Genomic DNA, 19,245 nt, shown 5'->3' on the forward strand with positions numbered 1-19,245 from the left:
CCGCCTTCAGCCTGACGCAGGATCGCGAGGATCTGCGCCTCAGTGTATCTGCTTGTCTTCATTCGGAATCTCCTCGTTCATATTACCGAGAAAATTCTACTTATGCAGCCCCTTACTTTCGGGGGGGATTACCCGCCAACCCGTGAAGAGGCTCCGCATAGCGCGGATTTCGCAACGGTGACGCAGGTGTGGCCCCCGGTTACGACTTTAATGCTGCCTTGTGGGAATTCAGACAAGTTTTGAACGCGGCAACGGACGCGGCAATTATTCTGCGGTTCAAATGCAAACGGCCCCGCGAGTGCGAGGCTAAGTGTTTGATTGTGTTGTATAGTTTTTTGGTTGCGGGGACAGGATTTGGCTTACACCGAACGAATGGCATCCTTTCTCAGACAAACGCTATTCTGAAGTCCCCTACTTTGGTACCTTCGACCTTCAGCTTGTAAGCCAAACCATGGCGATTCCGACTGTTATTAATTTCAATAGCTTGAAAGACAAGCGTTTGATTTCGCGCATTTTTCATATCCACGACAGCCAACATTTAACAACTTCTATTGGCACCGTCCGCGCCAAATCGACTTATGCGCGTCGACATGGCGTTTGAGGCTAGATCAGAAAACACAATCAGCTACCACGAAATGCTTCGACTTTTCGTCTAACCATTACAACACTCGCAGGCTAAAGCGTCCACTGCCCTCAACATTGATGTTCAAGCTCGAATAAAAGGTGGTCATCTCCCAAAAGTAGTGCGCGTAATCGCTCCCCATCCGGTGCCAAGATGCGGATCGGCAGTTCACTGGTTGAAGCTATATTCTCCATCCGACACCATTCAGAAATCCAGTCCCGGCAGAGCTGTTCCAGCATTGCCGCATCTTTCTGAAGAAAATCTACGATCGTATGGGAAGCTGGATTGCGCACAGCGTCAACAAGTTTCTGTTGAAGTGACCGCATCACATCCGGATCGATAAGCGTCACAACGCCTTTAACTTCCAATTGCGCCAGCAGTGTTGGAACCACTACCAACAATGCGGTGAGCGTCATCTTCTGTGACATCTTAGGAAAAATGAACTGTTCTTTGCTTCCGAAGTAGGCGTCGTAATCAGCGATCGGCGGCGAAGCTGGGGGACGGCAGAAATCAATATTACAAAAACCTGCGGCAATAGTTTGCAGTATCGCCTCGGGTACGTTGACTAGCAAATGAACGCGTGCAGATGGCTCAGACAAGAACGGCGCCGAACAAACCGCTCCGTCGAACATGAATAGAAGGAGGAGCCTGACCTGCAGATCCGATGCGCGCCGCGTTAAGTCATCAGCTTGGAGTCTTTGGCTACCAGAGTCCGGCAAGACTATACGAAAGGAGGCGCCTACGACATCAATCCATTTTTGAAAATTTCGAGCCGCAGTTGTCGCAAATGGCTCAAGGCGCTTGACTGCCGCAGCTGCCTTGCGCCAATCGAGCCCCATGAGGCCGCGCTCAGGAACTGCGGTCAGAGCACTCCTCAACAATACAAGTTCCCTGAAAACGACTAGGCGCGGGTGGTTGTCTGACAAATTTTCGGCCATCATCCCAGCACCCGCAAAGTCTCCGGCTTCTGCGGCCAAAAGACATTTATGATACTGCGACCAAACAGGAAGATTCTTGCTGAGTATCCGCTGTGCCATCACTGGACTTGAGCAAATCAATTCGCCTGTCCGATTACATTTCCACAAAAAAGCCCCGAGCGGATGGCTTAGAAGAAAAGCCTCCTGCGCTGGATTCAATCGCCCCAATGCCAAACTTGCGAGGAGTTGGTCAGTTTCAGCATCTCGTTGTATAGCTCGATCCAAGAAACTATCGATCGCTGGTCCCGCACGTTCTGCGCATCGGCTCACTAGCGAGCTTTTGTCCGTGGCATGTAAATCCAGTAATGCCAAAAAGATAGAGTCGGGCCCTCCACCCAATCCGAAAAGTCTGTGCGCTGTAGCGGGGGCGATTCCACGGGCGTCAGCTTCTGCAATAAAGTCTGCACGTTTTAGCGGTGTCATCACCGCCTCGTCGTGCATATCTCCATATACCGAATTAAGGAACGGCTGCTCGCTGTCCATCATCCGCCGAATTGCGTGATAGCTGATGGGAGAGAAGACAAGAGTGGTAAGCTGGGCATCGCTTTCCAAAGTCCGAAGCCGAGATAGCATTGATGTCATTCCGCCGTCGTGGAGATGCGCGAAAGCGTGGAACCGCTGAATCATTAGGATTGGAAAAGCGCCGGCTCCAGCTGCGGCCTCAATGGCGTACTGAAGTATATCGGTAGGATAATCGTCGCTGTGTCCTTCAATGTTTATGTGCAACTGACGTGAAATCTTCTGGGAAATCGTCCAAGCAAAATGCGCACTGGATTCGAGGCCATCTGAAACAAGGTCAATAAAAATCGGACGGTGATTTGCGTAGCCAGAAGGCAAGGTGAAATTCTCTTCTACCCAGCCGCGCACTAGCTTAGTCGTTCCGCTCTCATCACAGCCTTGTGGCACCATCACCAGCATGGAGCGACCGGGCCGTGCTTTCCATATCATCTGGGCCCGCTGCGCAAACCAGTCGCAATCAGCTCTCATAATCCGACCTGCTGTTGGCGAACGTTGAATTCTTGCCAGTTCTTGGGAGCACGAAACCCTTCTGCGAACAAGGGCACTTGGAAACGGACGGCAGCCGCGGATTCCATCCGCAGAACTTTTAGATCCACCAACCCCCGTATGCGTCGTCTCCACCCGGCCTGATCATCGGCTCCAAGCAACGACTGATCAATCACAAACGGGATAGCGGCGTCTTGAGCTGCAAGTGAGCTTGCCTGCGCCACCCGGTAGAGCAGCATCCAAAGAAGATCGCGCTCTTTTGGCGTTTCAAGTGACAGAATGTTGTCAATCGGCTCTAAGATTTCGTAAGGCTTGTAGGGAAGCTTTATTCGTTCAGGTCCAACTAACATCCCAACGGCTGCGCGGATGTCGCTACGTGTCGCGGAGCCTGTTCGAACCTGAAAAGCCGTAGTTGCGCCTACCTGCCAGAGAAACTGTGGCATCCCAGCGCAAAGCGTCCAAGCATATTCCACTGCTGACGCTTCGAACTGAACGAAACGCTCCACCCCCCCCGGTGTGACAATTTTTGAAGCGGTGCTGACGTCGTTGAATCCTTCCAGCTCGATCGCTTGGCTGCTTCCGAAGAAAGCGTTCTTATACTCCCTAGCGAACACGTTTATATGATTACTGCCGGAGAGGAGAAGACCAATTGACCCTGTCGTTTGCGAGACTTCGCGCAGGCTTTGCAAAAACTGCTCTAACTCAATCTTTTTCCTGCCACCTGCTTGGTAGGGCGCGACGAGCGCCTCCGCCTCATCAATTAAAAAGATGAAGCGCGAGTTCGAACCGGTCCATTCTCTAAGCCGCTCAGATAGAATCATCAACGAACTGGAGAGGCTCTCTTCGTCATAGCACTCCTGAATCGCACTCCGGGCTGCCTTCCAGTCATTGTTGAACCGCTGTCGGATGATGGCGCATAACGCATAGTTTCTATCTTCCGCAGGCAGGTTGGGACGCACCAAGCCATGCGTAATTGCTCTAAAAAAGACGCTGGCCACTGTGTGATCAAGGCTAACTAACTCGACTTTACGTTCCGCCAGCGATTGATAAATGCTAATTGCTCCGTTGTTGCGCCCAAGGCTGTAACGCTTATGAAACGCGTAAAGCAGAGATGTCTTGCCGACACGCCGCATTCCAGTCAACAAAACTGGGCTTGGATTTTTCGAAGCTACTAGAACTTGATGAAGTCGCTCGAGCTCATCAATTCGACCCACGAAAGACTTGTCGACCACCGGATTGTTTGCGACGCCAGGGTAAAGCTCTAGAAGAGTCTCGGTGTCGAGACGATGGCGACCAGTCTTGGCGCGATCCAGCGGACGGATTGTGCAGACTGCGTCTTCCTGAACAAGCTCGTCGGTGACGGTTTTTGCCTCTATCCGTATCCGGACAGTGTCGCGGTGAACTGCGTCAGCTTCAAACCAGCTGCGGCCGAAGCTGATGCCGACAGCAAAGTCGGTTGCGAAATAGATCGGCTTTCGTGAAAGCTCCTTTAGCCGACTGCCGTCCGCGAAGGTTAAGTCGTCCTCCACGAACAGCTTTGCAAACAGCTTAGTTGGCACCAATCCTTCAGGCGTTACGATTATTGGAACCTCGATTTCACTTGTTCCATCACTGAATGGCCGGAGCTGCACAGACCCGTCCACCGTGACATACAGCTTGGGTTTTACTACCTGCGCCGCGCTAGGCAGCCCTTTAACGAAGGCGCGAAAGGGGGCACCCCTTGCATGACCAGCAACATCCTCCGCCACTGACTGGGCAACAGGCAGGAGATCAGGTCGGTTCTGCGCCACTGCCCGCAGTTCGAATAATTGGGCTAGCCTCGGGGCAATCGCAGGTTCATACCGCTGTGCCAGCTTGATGATCACCTCGTGCGCGCCATGATCGCTCAGTAGGTTGAGGAGCGGCGTGCGGTAATTCTGCGGCTCACTAAGATTAGTTGCCGCATCCCATAGCCGCTCGGCCACGGGAAGCCCGATCATTCCCGATATAAGCGCTTCCAACACGCGTCCCGTTCGCGAAGGCAGGCCGACTGACAGCATCCGGCGGAACGGCGACGCCCTACCAAGCAGCTCCGACCAAGATCCGCCCAAATCGGGCGCCCGCGGCATCTCCTGACCGCTATCAGATGCCACTGCACCCGTGAGTAGCCTAAAAGCCAGTTCCATCCTGCTTGACTCGTTGATATATTGTGCGCCATCACCTTGACCGAACAGCCAGGACGCCGAAGATGGAAACGTGTCCGCTCGGTCGGTGGGCGGAAGTGCCTGCTCGTCCAGTAGCGCCTCGATGGCGTGTCCGATAAGACGCAGACGGTCCGCCTCTACAGCGTTAGCCCCGCGTGCGATGCTCTCGCAGACGTCTACTGCCGTACGCCAGTCATTGGTTCGCAACGCACCAAGTAGCGCTTCAGGCAGCGGGCTATCCGCTGTCATTGACGCGCTGCTTCCCAAGTGTCCATCCGATAAACTCGGTTTCGATGTCCCGCTGAGCTCGTGATCTGTATTCTCGGCCGCAGCGGAAGCGTCATAGATCGACGGAAAGAGCGCTTCGCTCTCCCCGCTTTCCGCCAACTGGGCGAGGCAGTCAGTAGGTTTTTGAGCCTCCGCAACGATTACTGCCACCTCGAGAATGCGATCAACGCCTGACTGAATGACATCTTTATCGTCTTCATTGTGGAGCGACAGCGAGCGTTCAAGGACGAAATCGCAATACCATGTGGTTAGCGCGACAAGGGCGGCCCGCTCTTCATTGCGAAAGCTTGGGGAATTGATTACCCAGTTCACGAGTTTGGGGGTAGTTTCCTGCACCAATGTCTTGAAATTGGCGGAAACAGCCTCGTGTAGCCAACAAGAAGGATCTTGACTTGCTTCGATAAAGTCAACCAGTTTGGAGGCCAACTCCGGGTGCATTGTAGCGTACTTCTCTAGCGCCGACGAAACAGCGATGAGATGCGAGCGCTCCTTATCCCGCATCGCCATGACATCCGCCCACATCGCTTCAAGCTCGACAATTGAAATTTCGTCGTCGGCTGCGTTGAACCCTGCGCGACGGAGGCAATCAATCAACTTGATGCGAAGCGCGTTCGTGGGCGTGTCCAGCGTGTCGGCGACATAAATCCCTTCGTCTTGATTTAGATAATGTTGCCGCTTGTCGAGTATCTCTTCAGCTGCTTCGATGTCTAGGCTAGCGAGCGCGGTGTCGAATTCTCCATAGTCGAAAGGAGAACAATGTCGGGCCTGATTGTTGCACTTCAATAGACCTTCGGCGCGCGCCGTGAGAGCGCGCACAGCTGGAGCTGCAGCGTTGCGCACGAGATCCTTTGCAATTTCATCACCCACGTCATTCGCGACACGCAACGCCTGGCAGAAAAACTGCCGATCGATGAGGTAGCAGACAATATCGCGCGTAGTTGGCACAGAGCCAACGCTCTTCCAGTGAAGTACACTTGCAGCAAGCTCGAATGAGGTGGGGGAGAGATCAACATGAAATTCGGGAAGGTCGAGAAAGCTGGATGCCCATTCTCGATCAGAGCTGTTCCACGCACGCGTTGAAATTGGTGTGGTATCACCGATGAGCGTCATGTTTTCGTAGGCATATTCCTCTCCGTCGAGCATCGCTGCCACCTCGATTTCGAGCCATTCGACGGTTCCGACTTCACCAACCGAGCGCAACTTATTCCGAATCTCTCGCAGAGTGGCCATAAAGCTTCGGCGGCGTGCATTGGGCCTCTCGTTCGCCTCACTCAGGAAGTCGTGGAGGACAAGCCCCGCTTGATGTAGATAGCGTGATAGCTGCTCGCGGTGACGGGCTTCGAGGCGCTCGTCGGGGCGCTCACTTTCGAACGAAGCGATCACGTCTTCTAGGCTCTGCCCAGACGCTATCGCTGTCGAAAGTTGCGCAGCCCTTTGGACATTAGGTCGGTCACTGTCGAGGAGCGGGACGAGGAGCAGCTCACGCGCTCTTTCGCGGAGTCGACGAAAGTTCCCGTTCAAGGTCACTGGTGCATGAATGAACCTTATCAAACACTCGCAGGCTTCTGCCTTTTGGATTGGGACCCGTAATGCACGCACAATGTCGGCACCGCTGGTCAAGATATCAAGATTGCTCACTACTAATTCGATCAATCCATGGACTGACCGCCCCACTAGTTCAACGTCGCTCAATCCCGAAGCAGGATCGCTAATTTGCGCGAGAGGGCCGAACTCAAATATATCCCGAAGCCGCTCCACGGCGATTAAGCGACGAACCCCGTGTTCGACGTCGAAAAGCGACGATGTCGGATCGACGAACCGCAGCAGCGTCCGTCGAAAGTCGTGCGGAACGGATAGGATCCATGCAACCATTTCCGACTGCCCGGCCCCGCACACATCCAGCGTTGCGCGCAGAAGAATAGCGCCGGCCACGTTCCATGGTGGTTCGATCAAGCCGGGCAGCAAGGCACGCAATTCCTGACAATCGATACCAGCAAGAAATGCCGCGATCTCCGCAGTTGAGGCGATCACACAATAGGTCGCGACCTCATCCTGAAAAGTGGCGCGTGCATTTGCAGCTAAAGCGTCTCGGTGCGCCAATAACACCAGGTCCCACAGCATCTCGGTCGTCAGGGGCGACACTAAGTTTCTGCGTAACGTCGTAAAAATGGGGGAGGCGGGATCTAAAGTGTCCAGTGCCATACTTAGTGCGTCGAGTTCGCCGAGCGAGACCACAAGGCTATCTGTGGACCCACCCATTTCCGGACAATCGGCGGTGAAAAGCAAACCGAACTTTGCCTCTAGACCGTATATAACACAATTGCGCTGATCGATGCGGGCGGTATGTAACTCCGCAAATAGTGCAGCTGAATCACGCGCATCTGCAACTGCTTTGGTAACTACATCCCAGGACTCGGAGGGACCATCTATTGCGATCGCAGGATCGATGCGCAGGGCTAATTCGGCGCTAAGCCTACAATTCATCATTGCCAACTCGGCCGCTTTCAGCGCCTCGATTTGCCGCGCGACATCAGGTGAAGCGCTCTTGCTTCCAATTTCCACCGATATTGGCGGCAGGAGTCTTGGCCGTCGGAGGCGCGGAGATGTGATGACGTCGTATTTCGTCTCGCGGGAGTCCACACCGGATACTCCAGCTCCGATTTCTGGAAAATACGCCTCGGCTATGGGCGAACAGCCAAACTCTTTTGCAGTTTTGAGCAAAAGATATCTCTCGTCTTTGGGCAAAAGCGCTGCGAATAGTACGATCGAACGCGCCAGCCAGAGACTTTCAACTTCGACGGGGCAAGTCACATCGGTGACGGCTCTCGCGAGACCCTCCGAAGTGAGAAAGACCCCGTCGCCCAGAACCTCCATCGGAATGCCGAAACCTATAAGCCAGCCGTGCATCTCGGCCATCTCAGGTGCCTTGAGATATGCCTTCCACATGAGAAGGGCGAAAGACGCAACGGGCGGCAGCGGGCGCTCACGTTTTTCGATCCGTCCCCGCTGTTTGTAACTTTCCTCATAAGAAAAATTGATTTCCGATGCTCGGTCGCGTGCTGCGGGACGATTAGCGAATAGAGACGACATAACTTGATCACGCGTCGTCAGGTCAGCGCCGGCGAGACGAAGCTCGCTTGGGACGGTGCGCTTAAGATGAACCTTCAGGCCCTGCCTAATTGTCGCTGCGGCACATTTATAAAAAATTGGAAGGTATTCAAAAATCGCTATTCGAAGATGCTCGTCAGCGAAAAGCGATACGGGTAAGGCGCCGTCGCCGAGTGGCCAGCTCGCAACAGGCTCCTTGTCAACTGATGTGAGCGTCATTTGAACTTGGCCAATCCCCATACGTAATCTTTAGACGAGAAAAAACTGGTTGCCAAGTCAAAGCAACCGAGTGGACAACGGAAGTTGTTGAGCGATTTATGGCGCAAATATTGTGATATCTCTGACGCACGATTGGGCCGTCTTCGCACCCTGCAATCATTATTTGTCAAGCAAGTCATGCCCGCAAAGATTGGTGGCCACCGCGCCTGGGGCCACATCTCCTTATAACTGGATGGGATGATGGTCGCCCTTATCCAGCGCATCCACGAGCGGGGAGCGCCTGAGACGCGGACGAAGTTGGTCACAGATATCCGGCGGCGAACAGAGCGCTCGATATCCATCATTTGTTTTTTCTTCTCTCAGCCGCCTATCCGGCGGGGAACAACAGCGGAAGGTTGGGTTTGACCGCCCAACATCTCGCAGCCGCCTATCCGGCGGGGAACCGCGCCAACTCCGCATCACGCTCGGCAAGCTGTCTCTCAGCCGCCTATCCGGCGGGGAACGAAAACAGCTTCGGCCTGATCGCCGCGTATTGTCTCTCAGCCGCCTATCCGGCGGGGAACGAACGTATCTGCGCGCAAGCGGAACCCTATCTTCTCTCAGCCGCCTATCCGGCGGGGAACGAGGCAACCGCCCGCATTGCCGCACTGACCGATCTCTCAGCCGCCTATCCGGCGGGGAACGCGAGCGCGCTCTGCATCGCCAACGTCCATCGTCTCTCAGCCGCCTATGCGGCATCTATATCTCTCAGCCGCCTATCCGGCGGGGAACGGGCCAAATGCGGGCGGCGGCGTGACGATCACTCTCTCAGCCGCCTATCCGGCGGGGAACTCGCCGGAGCGACCTGCTTTGTGTGCCATGATTCTCTCAGCCGCCTATCCGGCGGGGAACTGCACCGCCACGATTTGCATCAACAGCGCATATCTCTCAGCCGCCTATCCGGCGGGGAACTCAACGAGGCTCTGCGCAAACTGCGCGCCCAATCTCTCAGCCGCCTATCCGGCGGGGAACAAATAACAAATTCACGAAGGGCAAGTGCATCTTCTCTCAGCCGCCTATCCGGCGGGGAACCACCCCTAACCCGCGCAATCGGCATGATGAACTCTCTCAGCCGCCTATCCGGCGGGGAACTCGATTGTCTGGTCTGTCGTCAGTTTCAGATTTCTCTCAGCCGCCTATCCGGCGGGGAACTCGGTGCGGTCGTCGTCAAACGCTGCGCTGATTCTCTCAGCCGCCTATCCGGCGGGGAACTTCCTTTGTGTCATTAGAATATACATAAACAATCTCTCAGCCGCCTATCCGGCGGGGAACTGCCGTCCAGTTCAACGCGCCGACCCTTTGTATCTCTCAGCCGCCTATCCGGCGGGGAACGCAACCGGGGCCGGAAATGCCACAGGCGTTGATCTCTCGGCCGCCTATCCGGCGGGGAACGCAGCCCTAGACGCAGCAGAGGCCCGCGCTGTTCTCTCAGCCGCCTATCCGGCGGGGAACATTTCCTGCGCAGTCTTGACGCCATCGTAACATCTCTCAGCCGCCTATCCGGCGGGGAACCGAATGAAATCTCAGACGCGGCCCCGGCTGTTTCTCTCAGCCGCCTATCCGGCGGGGAACGATATCAGGGCCGCCTTCTCAACCATTGGTCATCTCTCAGCCGCCTATCCGGCGGGGAACCCCTATGATTGGGTCTGCGATGCGCTGCCGCATCTCTCAGCCGCCTATCCGGTGGGGAACGGACATGCTGGGGAATATGCGCCCATCATGCATCTCTCAGCCGCCTATCCGGCGGGGAACACCGCGCCCCTGACAGCAGAGGTGGCGCAGATTCTCTCAGCCGCCTATCCGGCGGGGAACGCAATCATCGAAACCGCCGACATTTTTAATGATCTCTCAGCCGCCTATCCGGCGGGGAACCAAGACGCACTGCGCAAGCTGGATACCATGCTTCTCTCAGCCGCCTATCCGGCGGGGAACGGGCGAACCGGGTTTGGGCGCGCGTTGTTGAATCTCTCAGCCGCCTATCCGGCGGGGAACAAAGTCGCTGACCATGCCGGATTGATAGGTCATCTCTCAGCCGCCTATCCGGCGGGGAACACGCCAAGCGCGCGATCTGCGGCAGACATGCTTCTCTCAGCCGCCTATCCGGCGGGGAACAACGGATGCGTAACATAGGACGCTATTCAATATCTCTCAGCCGCCTATCCGGCGGGGAACATCTATGAGCGCCAGAACTACCACGCATCGACTCTCTCAGCCGCCTATCCGGCGGGGAACGTTTAGGGCGAAAATCCGCGCTATTATCAAAGTCTCTCAGCCGCCTATCCGGCGGGGAACGTCGGTGCGGGCGTAAACATAGCCACGCGATGTCTCTCAGCCGCCTATCCGGCGGGGAACGGCATGATCGCTCAATCCTTCCGCTACTGGCTTCTCTCAGCCGCCTATCCGGCGGGGAACGATATTGCCTTCGATGCGGCCAATACGGCTTGTCTCTCAGCCGCCTATCCGGCGGGGAACCCATGCGGAACGCCATCGGGGTGTTGTTTGCGTCTCTCAGCCGCCTATCCGGCGGGGAACTCTGCCAGCCGCGCGGCTAGGGCGGTATCGGGTCTCTCAGCCGCCTATCCGGCGGGGAACTGGTGCTGTGCTGGCATTTGGCTGAACATGAATCTCTCAGCCGCCTATCCGGCGGGGAACTGTGCCTGTTTGCAAAAAAAAATGCGTGATCTCAACGCATTACGCGCTGAATTATTTTATACCATATTGTCAAAGAGCATATCCAGGGCTTTGTTATTACAAGTATTTTCCGAAGGGTGCAAAAAGATCCTTTTCGGTGCCGCGTGTAAAGCCAGTGAAATCGGTATAGGATAGCTCTGGCTCTAGCCCGTCGCCGAAGCACGGGATCGAGACGCGGAGCAGCTCTTTCAGATCGCTGTCGGTCATATCTGTGCCGCCACCCGTCAGCGCGGCCCAGCCGAGCGGTGTCAGATCGGTAAACAAACACTGCGTGGCCAGAGCGGGGCGGGCCAACTGCATCGGCGCTATCCAAGCGCTCCCGCGTAGCGCAGGAGTTAGATTTACGAACCAATCCGCCTCCCCCGCGCGCGCTCGGCGCTGGGTATATAAAATTTCCCTCTCGTCGGAGCGGCGAAACTTGCGGGTGCGGGTCATCTCTAGGTTCCAGCGAGCGTTCGGATGGGCAAGATACTTACCCAGCGGAGCGCGCGGCTCGGTTGAAAGCATTTTCATCCGCATCTCCGCCTCTGCATCACGCAGCGGGAAGGGCAGCACCTCCGACAAGAGCGGCGCCGCCGTGATGACATCAAAACTCACCCCGCCCGCAAGCGCCGCGAAGGACCTCTTGTCATATATGCGCAGCGCCTCTGTCGCGCTGACCTTGGTCTCGCGGGCGCATTCCGTTTCAACCCCTGGGCGCGCCAACACACCGCTTTCCATCGCAATCAGACTGCGCCCGAGGATCAGGACATTCGCCCCCCGCCCTGTAGCGGGCCGATGCCGCCGCACGCGGCCTGCAGTTTGCACGATCGCGCGGGTCGAAATCGGGTCTAAGATCGCCCAATCAAAATCCACGTCACTGCCGGTTTCGATCACAGGCGTCGTCACCACCAGAATCTCAATGTCTCGCGCCCCAAGCGCGCGGGCGCGGTCAAATAGGCCAAACTCTACGCAAAGCGCAAGTAGATTGGCCTCCGGGTCATAGTCAGGGGCGTGCAGTTTACGGGTCAGAGCACGCTTCAAACGGGCCTCGATATAGGCGCGATGCAGGCGCGGCATCTGCGAATGCAGGCAGACCATGAGCCGCAACCTCCCGCCCAGATCGCCGGACCGGAGCTGGGCCGCCAGCGCGGTTGCATGGGCGATACGGGTCATCCGCACCAGCCCGACCGAAACGCGCAGGCCCTCGAGCTCAACGGCGGTCTCGCTGTGGAGCCGCGTGGCACCGTGTTCGACTTGCGCGACCACTTCGTACCAACTCTCGCAGCTTGGCAAAACCGCACCGCGCCGCAAAGTGGGCGCCTGAGCGATCCCCGCCAGAAGTGCCGCGCGACAGCGGTGTAGAAGCACTGTGATGTCCTCGTCCGCGCCATTGGCGCAAACTGAATTGGGGGCATCGCCCGTAACTAAGAGGTTGATATGCGGGTCGGCCCCCGTGGCGCGGGCGTGCTCTGCCCATCCCTTGCTATATGCCAGATAAAACGCCTCGGCGATATCGGGGGTTAGGGTCGCGGACATCGCCATTACGCGCCGTCCCGCTGCCCCCGCCTGATAGACCAACCGCGCGATTGCGGCCAGATCCTCGCCATCATATTGATCGACCTCATCAAGGATCAGATCCGAGGTCATCAGGCGCAGGCTTTGTAACAAAAACCGCGGGCTGGTCGGCGCTGCGACCCCCATCAAATGATCGACCGTGCCGACCATAATGGGCGCTTGCACGAACCGCTTGGCGGCGGCTTTGGAACCCGCGGCGTCGCTGTTTTGATCCTCTAGGATTCTGGAAAGGAAGGCAGGCAGACCGCGATCTGTGTCGAGCGAGAGCCCCGCGAGCCAGAGGGCCTCGGCCTCATCGCCTTCTTGCGGGATACGAGTCTCGGGGTGTTCTACGCGTAGCCATTCCGGCAGTTTGATCAGGCTCTCAGAGCCATCCGCCTGCAGCTCATCCTTTGGTTCGAACTCAAGCGGCGGGTCGCCAACCATCACGGAAATATCCCGCGCCGCAAAGCCCAGATCGCGGACATAGTCCTGCGCTGATTGCGTGGCCAAAACACGCAAACCAAGCCCAAGGTTCATGCGGAAATAGCGCCGCTCGGCGCGTCGGTCGCCCATCGCCGCATTGGCCAAAATCGTCGGTGCGGCGCGGGTTTTGCCGCTGCCAGTTCCGGCGAGTATAGCGGCGAAAAACCCGCCCTCGCGGCTCGAGCAGAGCTTTCGCGCGGCCCGCGCGGCTTCCGTTTGCCACGCAAATCGCGCCACATCAGAAGCCTCGGGCAGCGCCACCGCAGGCGGCAAAGCGGCCTCGTCGAGAGCGGGATAACGATCACGCAACGCATACAGCAATTCATGTGCAAACCGACTGTAGCGATACACCCGGTGGACATGGCACGAAAGGCTATCGGCCGGGAAAACCTGCCCCTCTATTGGCTTGGTATTGCCAAGATGATCTGGAATATCGTTCAAGGGCTTTTTCTGCGAGGAACCGTAGTGATCGGCGAACATCAGCGCCGCCCGCAGTCCGATATCGGCGCTGGCAATCGGGGTATCTGAGGTTAGCCGTCCGGCCTCGGTTTGCAAGGCGCGCAGCCACCATGCTTCGTGCCAAAACGGCTCGCCAGCCGCCACGCAGAGATCCTCCGTCGTAAGCGGGCTATCGGTCCGAAAGTGGCGCTCGGGCAACATAGTTACGTGATCGCTATTCGCACTGGGGAGGCGGTGATGGGTCAGGATCAACAACCCGATCAGATGCGCGAGCGCGCCTTCGCGTTTGAGAAATGCAAAAGGCAATGGCGTGGTCTTACCCGCGCGCTCCGCACTGAACAGCGCTAGCAAAGGCGCTTGCACCGCACCACAGGCTTGGTCGATCTGCTCAGGCGTCAGCGCCTGCAAAGCCGAAATCAAAGGCGCATCCCCCAGCCCGCCAAAAAGCTGATCCCAGAGCGCGGCTGAAAAAAAATCATGGCGCAGTGCATCTGCCTCGGGTTTGCCCCCGTTTAGAGCCCGCCGTAGCTTTGCCTGAAACAGCACCGTCGCCTTGCCGAGATCATGAAACAGCGCAGCAACCGCCACCACGGCCACCGAGGACCGCGCCGCTTGGCTGCGCGCGGCAGTCTCGCGAACTTCTGCGGGATGCGAAGACACCGGCACCACCCCCTCCTCCGAGAACGCATTACGCGCGCCGATGCGGATGATCGGCTTGCGGCTCTCGGCGCTGCTGCGGATCTCATGCACCACCACAGCTGTATTGCGCGTGGCGCGTTTTCGCAGCTCTTTGGCCACCCGATCCAAACAGGCATTGGTGGCCTTGCCACGCCATGTCCGGTCGCCAATACGCCAGAAATATCGATCCAGCACCCGCGCAACATGGTCGCGCGCGCGTTTTTCCGAGCGACAAACCGCGATAATCTCACGCATCGCGGCTCGCTTCTAACATCCGCTCCACAGTCGCAATCGCCAGTTTCAACACCTCTCGGTCGTTAAAGGCATTGATGAGCCGCCCGCGAAACAGGGCCTCGGCCTCTTTCACATCCTTTTCCTTTGCCAAGGCGAAAGCGAGCGGCAAAACAAGCGCGTCTTTGAAACTGTCAGCAAGGTCAAAGACCAAGCCGCCGGCACGGGTTTTTCCATGAAACACCGAAAGATGCGGCGGGATGCCGAGCGCCCAAAGTGCTGCCCCTGCCATCCCGTAGCAAAGGTAGTTTCCGTGATCAATCAGCCGGTTAACTCGCGCGATTTGGTCGGCTGCCATCCCTCCTGCCCCCGCATCGCGCTTAAACGGGGCGTCTTTGCTAAAGCCCGCATAGCGCGAAAACTCCGCGTAACAGGCCTTGGAAAAACTCCCCTCAAAACCGAGCAATTGCTGAATATCCGCCACCCCGTCGAGGCTGCTCTCGAAGCGCGCGCAGAGCGCGTTTAACCCAGCCGTATCGCGCTGGCGCAGATGTTTTTGCGCCCCTGCCCCTCCGAGTTTTCGCATCCGCTCGCAACGGTCGCTCATCACCGCGACTGCGGCGTGCAGCGAGCGCGCGGGCTCCAGATAGATCGGCAACAATTCGCGGAAATGGCGGGTCGCGCTATAAGTCGTGAGGCTGCCCATATGCAGCGGCGCGCCGCCGCTCCCCGTGACCGCGAGATGCACCCCCTCCTCGGCCAAAAGCCGCATAGCGGCCTGCGAAATCGAGGTGCCTTGGCCGAGAAACAGCACTGCGAGGTTGACATGCGGGATGTTAAATTCGCGGCGATGCGCGTCGTCGGTGATGTGATAAACAACGCGGTCGCCCTCGACATGCACCGAGGCACGCTCAAGATAGAGAGCGCCCTCCCGATCCGTGACCAAAAGGCGCGGACCGCCCTTATGCTGCATCATACGCCTCTCTCAGTGCGTCAGGATAAACCGGCAGGATCGCAGGATGCGCCGCGCCTGAGAGCCCATATGTCGAAACCATCAGCGGCGCGACACCGTAAACGCCCAAGAACTCGCGGATATGCAAAACCGTCTCACCATGCTGTAACACTAGGGATTTTATGTCATTAGAGCGCGGTTTCACCGGTTTTCCGAGGGGCTTCGCGCGCCGTTCAGCCCGCGCGGCGCTGCGCCGGAGCCAGCCTGCGGTATGCTTCTCGCAGGCCCGATCGCGTACATAGGCCGCCCCCTCCTGCCCCAATTCAGCGAAGCTCTCGGCAATCTCATGCGGCTCGATCATCCCACGGCGTTGTAGGGTTTTTATCCCATCCAGATCGAGCAAACCCGCCAAAGACGCCTCCGAGCCAAGCAACTCTAGATCATTTCCTGGCAGCATCGTCTCGCGGCCCATCCGCATTTGCGGAAAGGCGATGGCGATGAAATCCTCAGGCGAGCCATGGCGGTTGGCGTGATGCACCGCGCGCAACGCGGCCGCCAGCACATCGCCCGCTGCGCCCAGCTCAATCGCTGCGCGCACCGGCCGTATCAACAGCCGCACTTGCGCCATGCAAAGCCCCTGCCCCGCGTTTAAAGTGCTCATCCGTTCGCCTCCGCCTTTTTGCCGCTTGCGCCAAAGACGCCGCCGCGGATCAGGTTGGCCATCACGAAATGCGCATCGCCCGAGATTTCGCCGTCCAGCGTGGGCGCCTCCAGCCCCAAGATCAGCGCTTCGGCCTTGGCGCGCAGATCGTAGAAAGATCGCTTCGATTTCTGATCGCGCAGCACGGCGCTTGTCTCCTGCACGCCGCCATAGGGGTTGACCGCAATCGGCGCGTCATGTGCCTCGCTGCCATGCCAGATGTCGATATGGCGCAGCGCGGCGCCGATTTTTTGCGAATGCATCGACGCCTGCCCCAACTCGCGCCCCGCATAAAAGGTCGGCAATTTGGCGAATACACGGCTAAGCTGCTTATCGGCCTTTTCATCGCGCACATATTCTTGCGAGGGGAATACCTCTTGTGCCGGCTCCATCGAAGCGTTCCACTCGACTTTGATGCCAAAGGCAGCCTGCTGATCATTCGAGAGCCCCTCGGCCACCCCCGCAATCAACACATTCAACTCTGCCGACCCGCCCTGCACCAGCGCACCAAGCATCTCGTCGCGGGTCGCGGGCTTATCGAGCGACAAGCGGACCGGATCAAATACCAGCGCCCCCGCGTCGCTCTCAACTTTGACCGTCATCGCATCGGATTGGAACCGATTGCGCCACGCAAACCGCGCATTGGCAATATTCCAAATATAAAGCAACGCCAGCGTTGAATAGCCGCCGCGCACTTGATAGGCCCGCGCCAGACGCTCATATGCCGCGCCGACATCGGTATTGTTGCAGGCATGCGGGCGCAGCGAAAGCGGCATGAACCGCGCCGAAAAGCGCAATCGCACCCCGTCATGGCCCTGCGGAACGATCGCATATTCCACCGATTGCGGGTTGCTCAGACCGGCTTTCTCCTTGGCATTGTCTTGCGAGGTCTGGCCGCGCACGCCCTTTTCAAGGATCTCAATTGGGGTCTGAATCTCCGGTTTTCCCGAGATCGTGGCGTAAAACAGTCCCTCGGTGATTTGAACGGAGCGCGCGAAGGCGAGCATGCCGGTTTCGAGCGAGAGGGGGGAGGCGGATTTAGCCATGCGTGATAAGCTCCTCAGAATGATCGGAAAAAACAGGGTGATAATCGGGATGCCCGAGGACCAGATCGCCCCGCGCCTCCCATGTCCACATAAGCGCGCCTAGGGCTGCATTGCTCAGGCCCGTAAGCCTTTTGTTCCGCACCGAGACCAGTTCTGCGATCCCCGCCACGGGCTCTGCGAAAACATGCGGGATCTCTTTGCTGCGCGTGCGGATCCGCGCGGGAACGGTCAGCGGATCTTCCAGCAACCGGTAGCCCACCGCCGCAGGCACGATCCAACCGAACCCCTCGGGCCGCTCTGCCGGAAAGAGCAGGGACGCGAGTTGTGCAAGGCCCGGCTGCTCGGGGGTCGTGTCGCCCGAAGTGATGTAACGCCGCTCGGCCTGTTCCGGGCGCAGCATCGCAAAGCCGCGTTTCATCCCGCGAAAGGCCGACCCATCTGCGGTGACCTCCTGCACATCGATCCGGTCATTCTGGATCAAACCGCCCGCAATTCGGCGTCCTTGCAGCTGCGCGCGCAAGGTGCTCTCGTTCTCGCAGCCGGGCAGATGCAACAAAAGCGAGACCTGAACGGAACCGACCAGATCTTCCATCGTCTCAATCGGCTCAAAAATGCCCGATTTATTCTCCATCTCGGGTTTGCTGCGACCCTCAGAAATATCCACCCGATGCAAGATCGGCAGAACCCGTGCGCTCCAGGGCGCAAGTCCAAGATTGCGCACCAAAAGATCGGCAAGACCGAGGAAGGACAAAGGGCTCGGCAGGCCAGCCGCGAAGTCGTTCATCATCAGGTTGACGCGGCTCGCGCGCAGATCCTTGACGACATAGAGATCCCGAAACGCGCTCATTGCGCCCCCTCCTCGTTGTCGCGGCATTTGCGCAGCCTGTCCTCAAAATGCGGGCTGGAAACCGCTTTGACAGCGCGGTCCTGCGCATCCTTTTTCCATCTGCGCCGGATCAAAACCTGCGCCACTTGTGCGGGCATCAGCACTTTCTCCTGCGCAATAAGCGCCGCCTCGGCCATCGTTTCGGCGATAAACCCCTGAGCATCGCGGATCAGCCGATCAGCGGTACGATCAAGGGCTGCACGGGTGTCGGAATTGTTGAATATGATATGCGCCGCCAACATCTCGCCATAGCGCAACACCCAGTCGCCCACATCGTCGTCGCGCCAGCGCGGGAAGGCCCCGCCCTGCACAAAGCGATGCAACTCCGCCTCGGCCTGCTGCATCACCGGCGGCATGGTGGCGAGAAAGCGCAGCCGCGGCCCGCCAATTGCGCCGGAAATATTCTGCGGCTTGGAGCTGATCGCTTGTTTGACCCAGCGCCCGCGCGGCGCGCGCGCCAGATCGGCCGTCACGGGTAGGAAATACGCATCTGCAACCCTTTTGATACCCATAAAGGCCGTCGCGGGCGAAACGGGCGTAATCTGCAAATCTCCTCCACCCGGACGCGGGATAAAGACAATCGGAAACTCCCCTGCTCCGAGTTTCAGCGGCACCCTTGCGGGCGACAAAAGCCCTGACCGCAGCGCGCTCAACACATCCTCTCCAAAGACTCGCCCGAAATCCGCAAGCACCAAAGCAGAGAAATCGACCGGATTCAGGATATGATCCATCACGCTCATCGGCCCATGACCCGCCAGTTCAAGCGGCCGAAAAACTACCTTACAAAACGGAATATCCGGCGCGTTCACCGAGGGCAGGATCGAGGCCTTGCGGTTCGCTTTCGGCGGATCAATCCGCAAAACGGCATGGTCGCCATCGACGCGCGGGCTCACCAGTTTCAGCAAATGGCTCCCGCTTTTCTCTGTGATTGTGTTGGCTATTGCTGCTGTGAGCGGCTTATCGAGCGCACCGCGCATCAGTAAGAACTCATCATAAACCTCATGCAGAGTGAGAGGTCGTCCAGTTGGCTTGAAGGAAAGCAGCGCTTCTTTTTTTGGGACGTCAGGCACATCCGGGTGGGAATACTCTAGCATTACACAACTCACTTTAAGGTTGCGAGAACCCTAACTGTAAAATAC

Annotated in this window: 8 protein-coding genes and 1 CRISPR repeat array; all 8 genes read right to left on the reverse strand. The window is 57.7% G+C overall.

Going from position 1 to position 19,245, the window contains the following annotated elements; genetic code table 11:
* Nucleotides 1-693: 693 nt before the first annotated feature.
* The gene (locus Q7V03_RS20410) at nt 694-2,586 is read right to left on the reverse strand and encodes a hypothetical protein (protein WP_304927426.1); all 1,893 of its coding nucleotides are present in this window, start codon (nt 2,584-2,586) and stop codon (nt 694-696) included.
* Complete coding sequence (locus Q7V03_RS20415; protein ID WP_304927427.1) at nt 2,583-8,402, reverse strand: AAA family ATPase; 5,820 nt, start codon at nt 8,400-8,402, stop codon at nt 2,583-2,585. The genes Q7V03_RS20410 and Q7V03_RS20415 overlap by 4 nt, the downstream gene beginning before the upstream one ends.
* 300 nt (nt 8,403-8,702) lie before the next feature.
* A CRISPR array of direct repeats spans nt 8,703-11,093; the repeat unit is 23 nt; unit sequence CAGCCGCCTATCCGGCGGGGAAC.
* Between the two features lie 96 nt (nt 11,094-11,189).
* Nucleotides 11,190-14,546 (reverse strand): HD domain-containing protein, encoded by a 3,357-nt coding sequence (locus tag Q7V03_RS20420; protein WP_304927428.1) that lies wholly within the window; start codon nt 14,544-14,546, stop codon nt 11,190-11,192.
* Nucleotides 14,539-15,498, reverse strand: a complete 960-nt coding sequence (gene cas1f, locus Q7V03_RS20425; RefSeq protein ID WP_304927429.1) for a type I-F CRISPR-associated endonuclease Cas1f — start codon at nt 15,496-15,498, stop codon at nt 14,539-14,541. Before cas1f ends, Q7V03_RS20420 begins: the two co-directional genes overlap by 8 nt.
* Entirely contained in the window at nt 15,485-16,135 is a 651-nt protein-coding gene (locus tag Q7V03_RS20430) for a hypothetical protein (protein ID WP_304927430.1), read from the reverse strand. Before Q7V03_RS20430 ends, cas1f begins: the two co-directional genes overlap by 14 nt.
* Nucleotides 16,132-17,220: a type I-F CRISPR-associated protein Csy3 gene (gene csy3, locus Q7V03_RS20435; protein WP_304927431.1), complete on the reverse strand. Its 1,089-nt coding sequence runs from the start codon at nt 17,218-17,220 to the stop codon at nt 16,132-16,134. The genes Q7V03_RS20430 and csy3 overlap by 4 nt, the downstream gene beginning before the upstream one ends.
* Nucleotides 17,213-18,067 carry a type I-F CRISPR-associated protein Csy2 gene (locus tag Q7V03_RS20440; RefSeq protein ID WP_304927432.1) on the reverse strand — a complete coding sequence of 285 codons (855 nt, stop codon included), beginning with the start codon at nt 18,065-18,067 and terminating at the stop codon, nt 17,213-17,215. The genes csy3 and Q7V03_RS20440 overlap by 8 nt, the downstream gene beginning before the upstream one ends.
* Complete coding sequence (locus Q7V03_RS20445; protein WP_304927433.1) at nt 18,064-19,011, reverse strand: hypothetical protein; 948 nt, start codon at nt 19,009-19,011, stop codon at nt 18,064-18,066. Before Q7V03_RS20445 ends, Q7V03_RS20440 begins: the two co-directional genes overlap by 4 nt.
* Nucleotides 19,012-19,245: the final 234 nt, after the last annotated feature.

Origin of the sequence: Cypionkella sp. (assembly GCF_030652235.1) — a bacterium.
GTDB lineage: Bacteria > Pseudomonadota > Alphaproteobacteria > Rhodobacterales > Rhodobacteraceae > Cypionkella.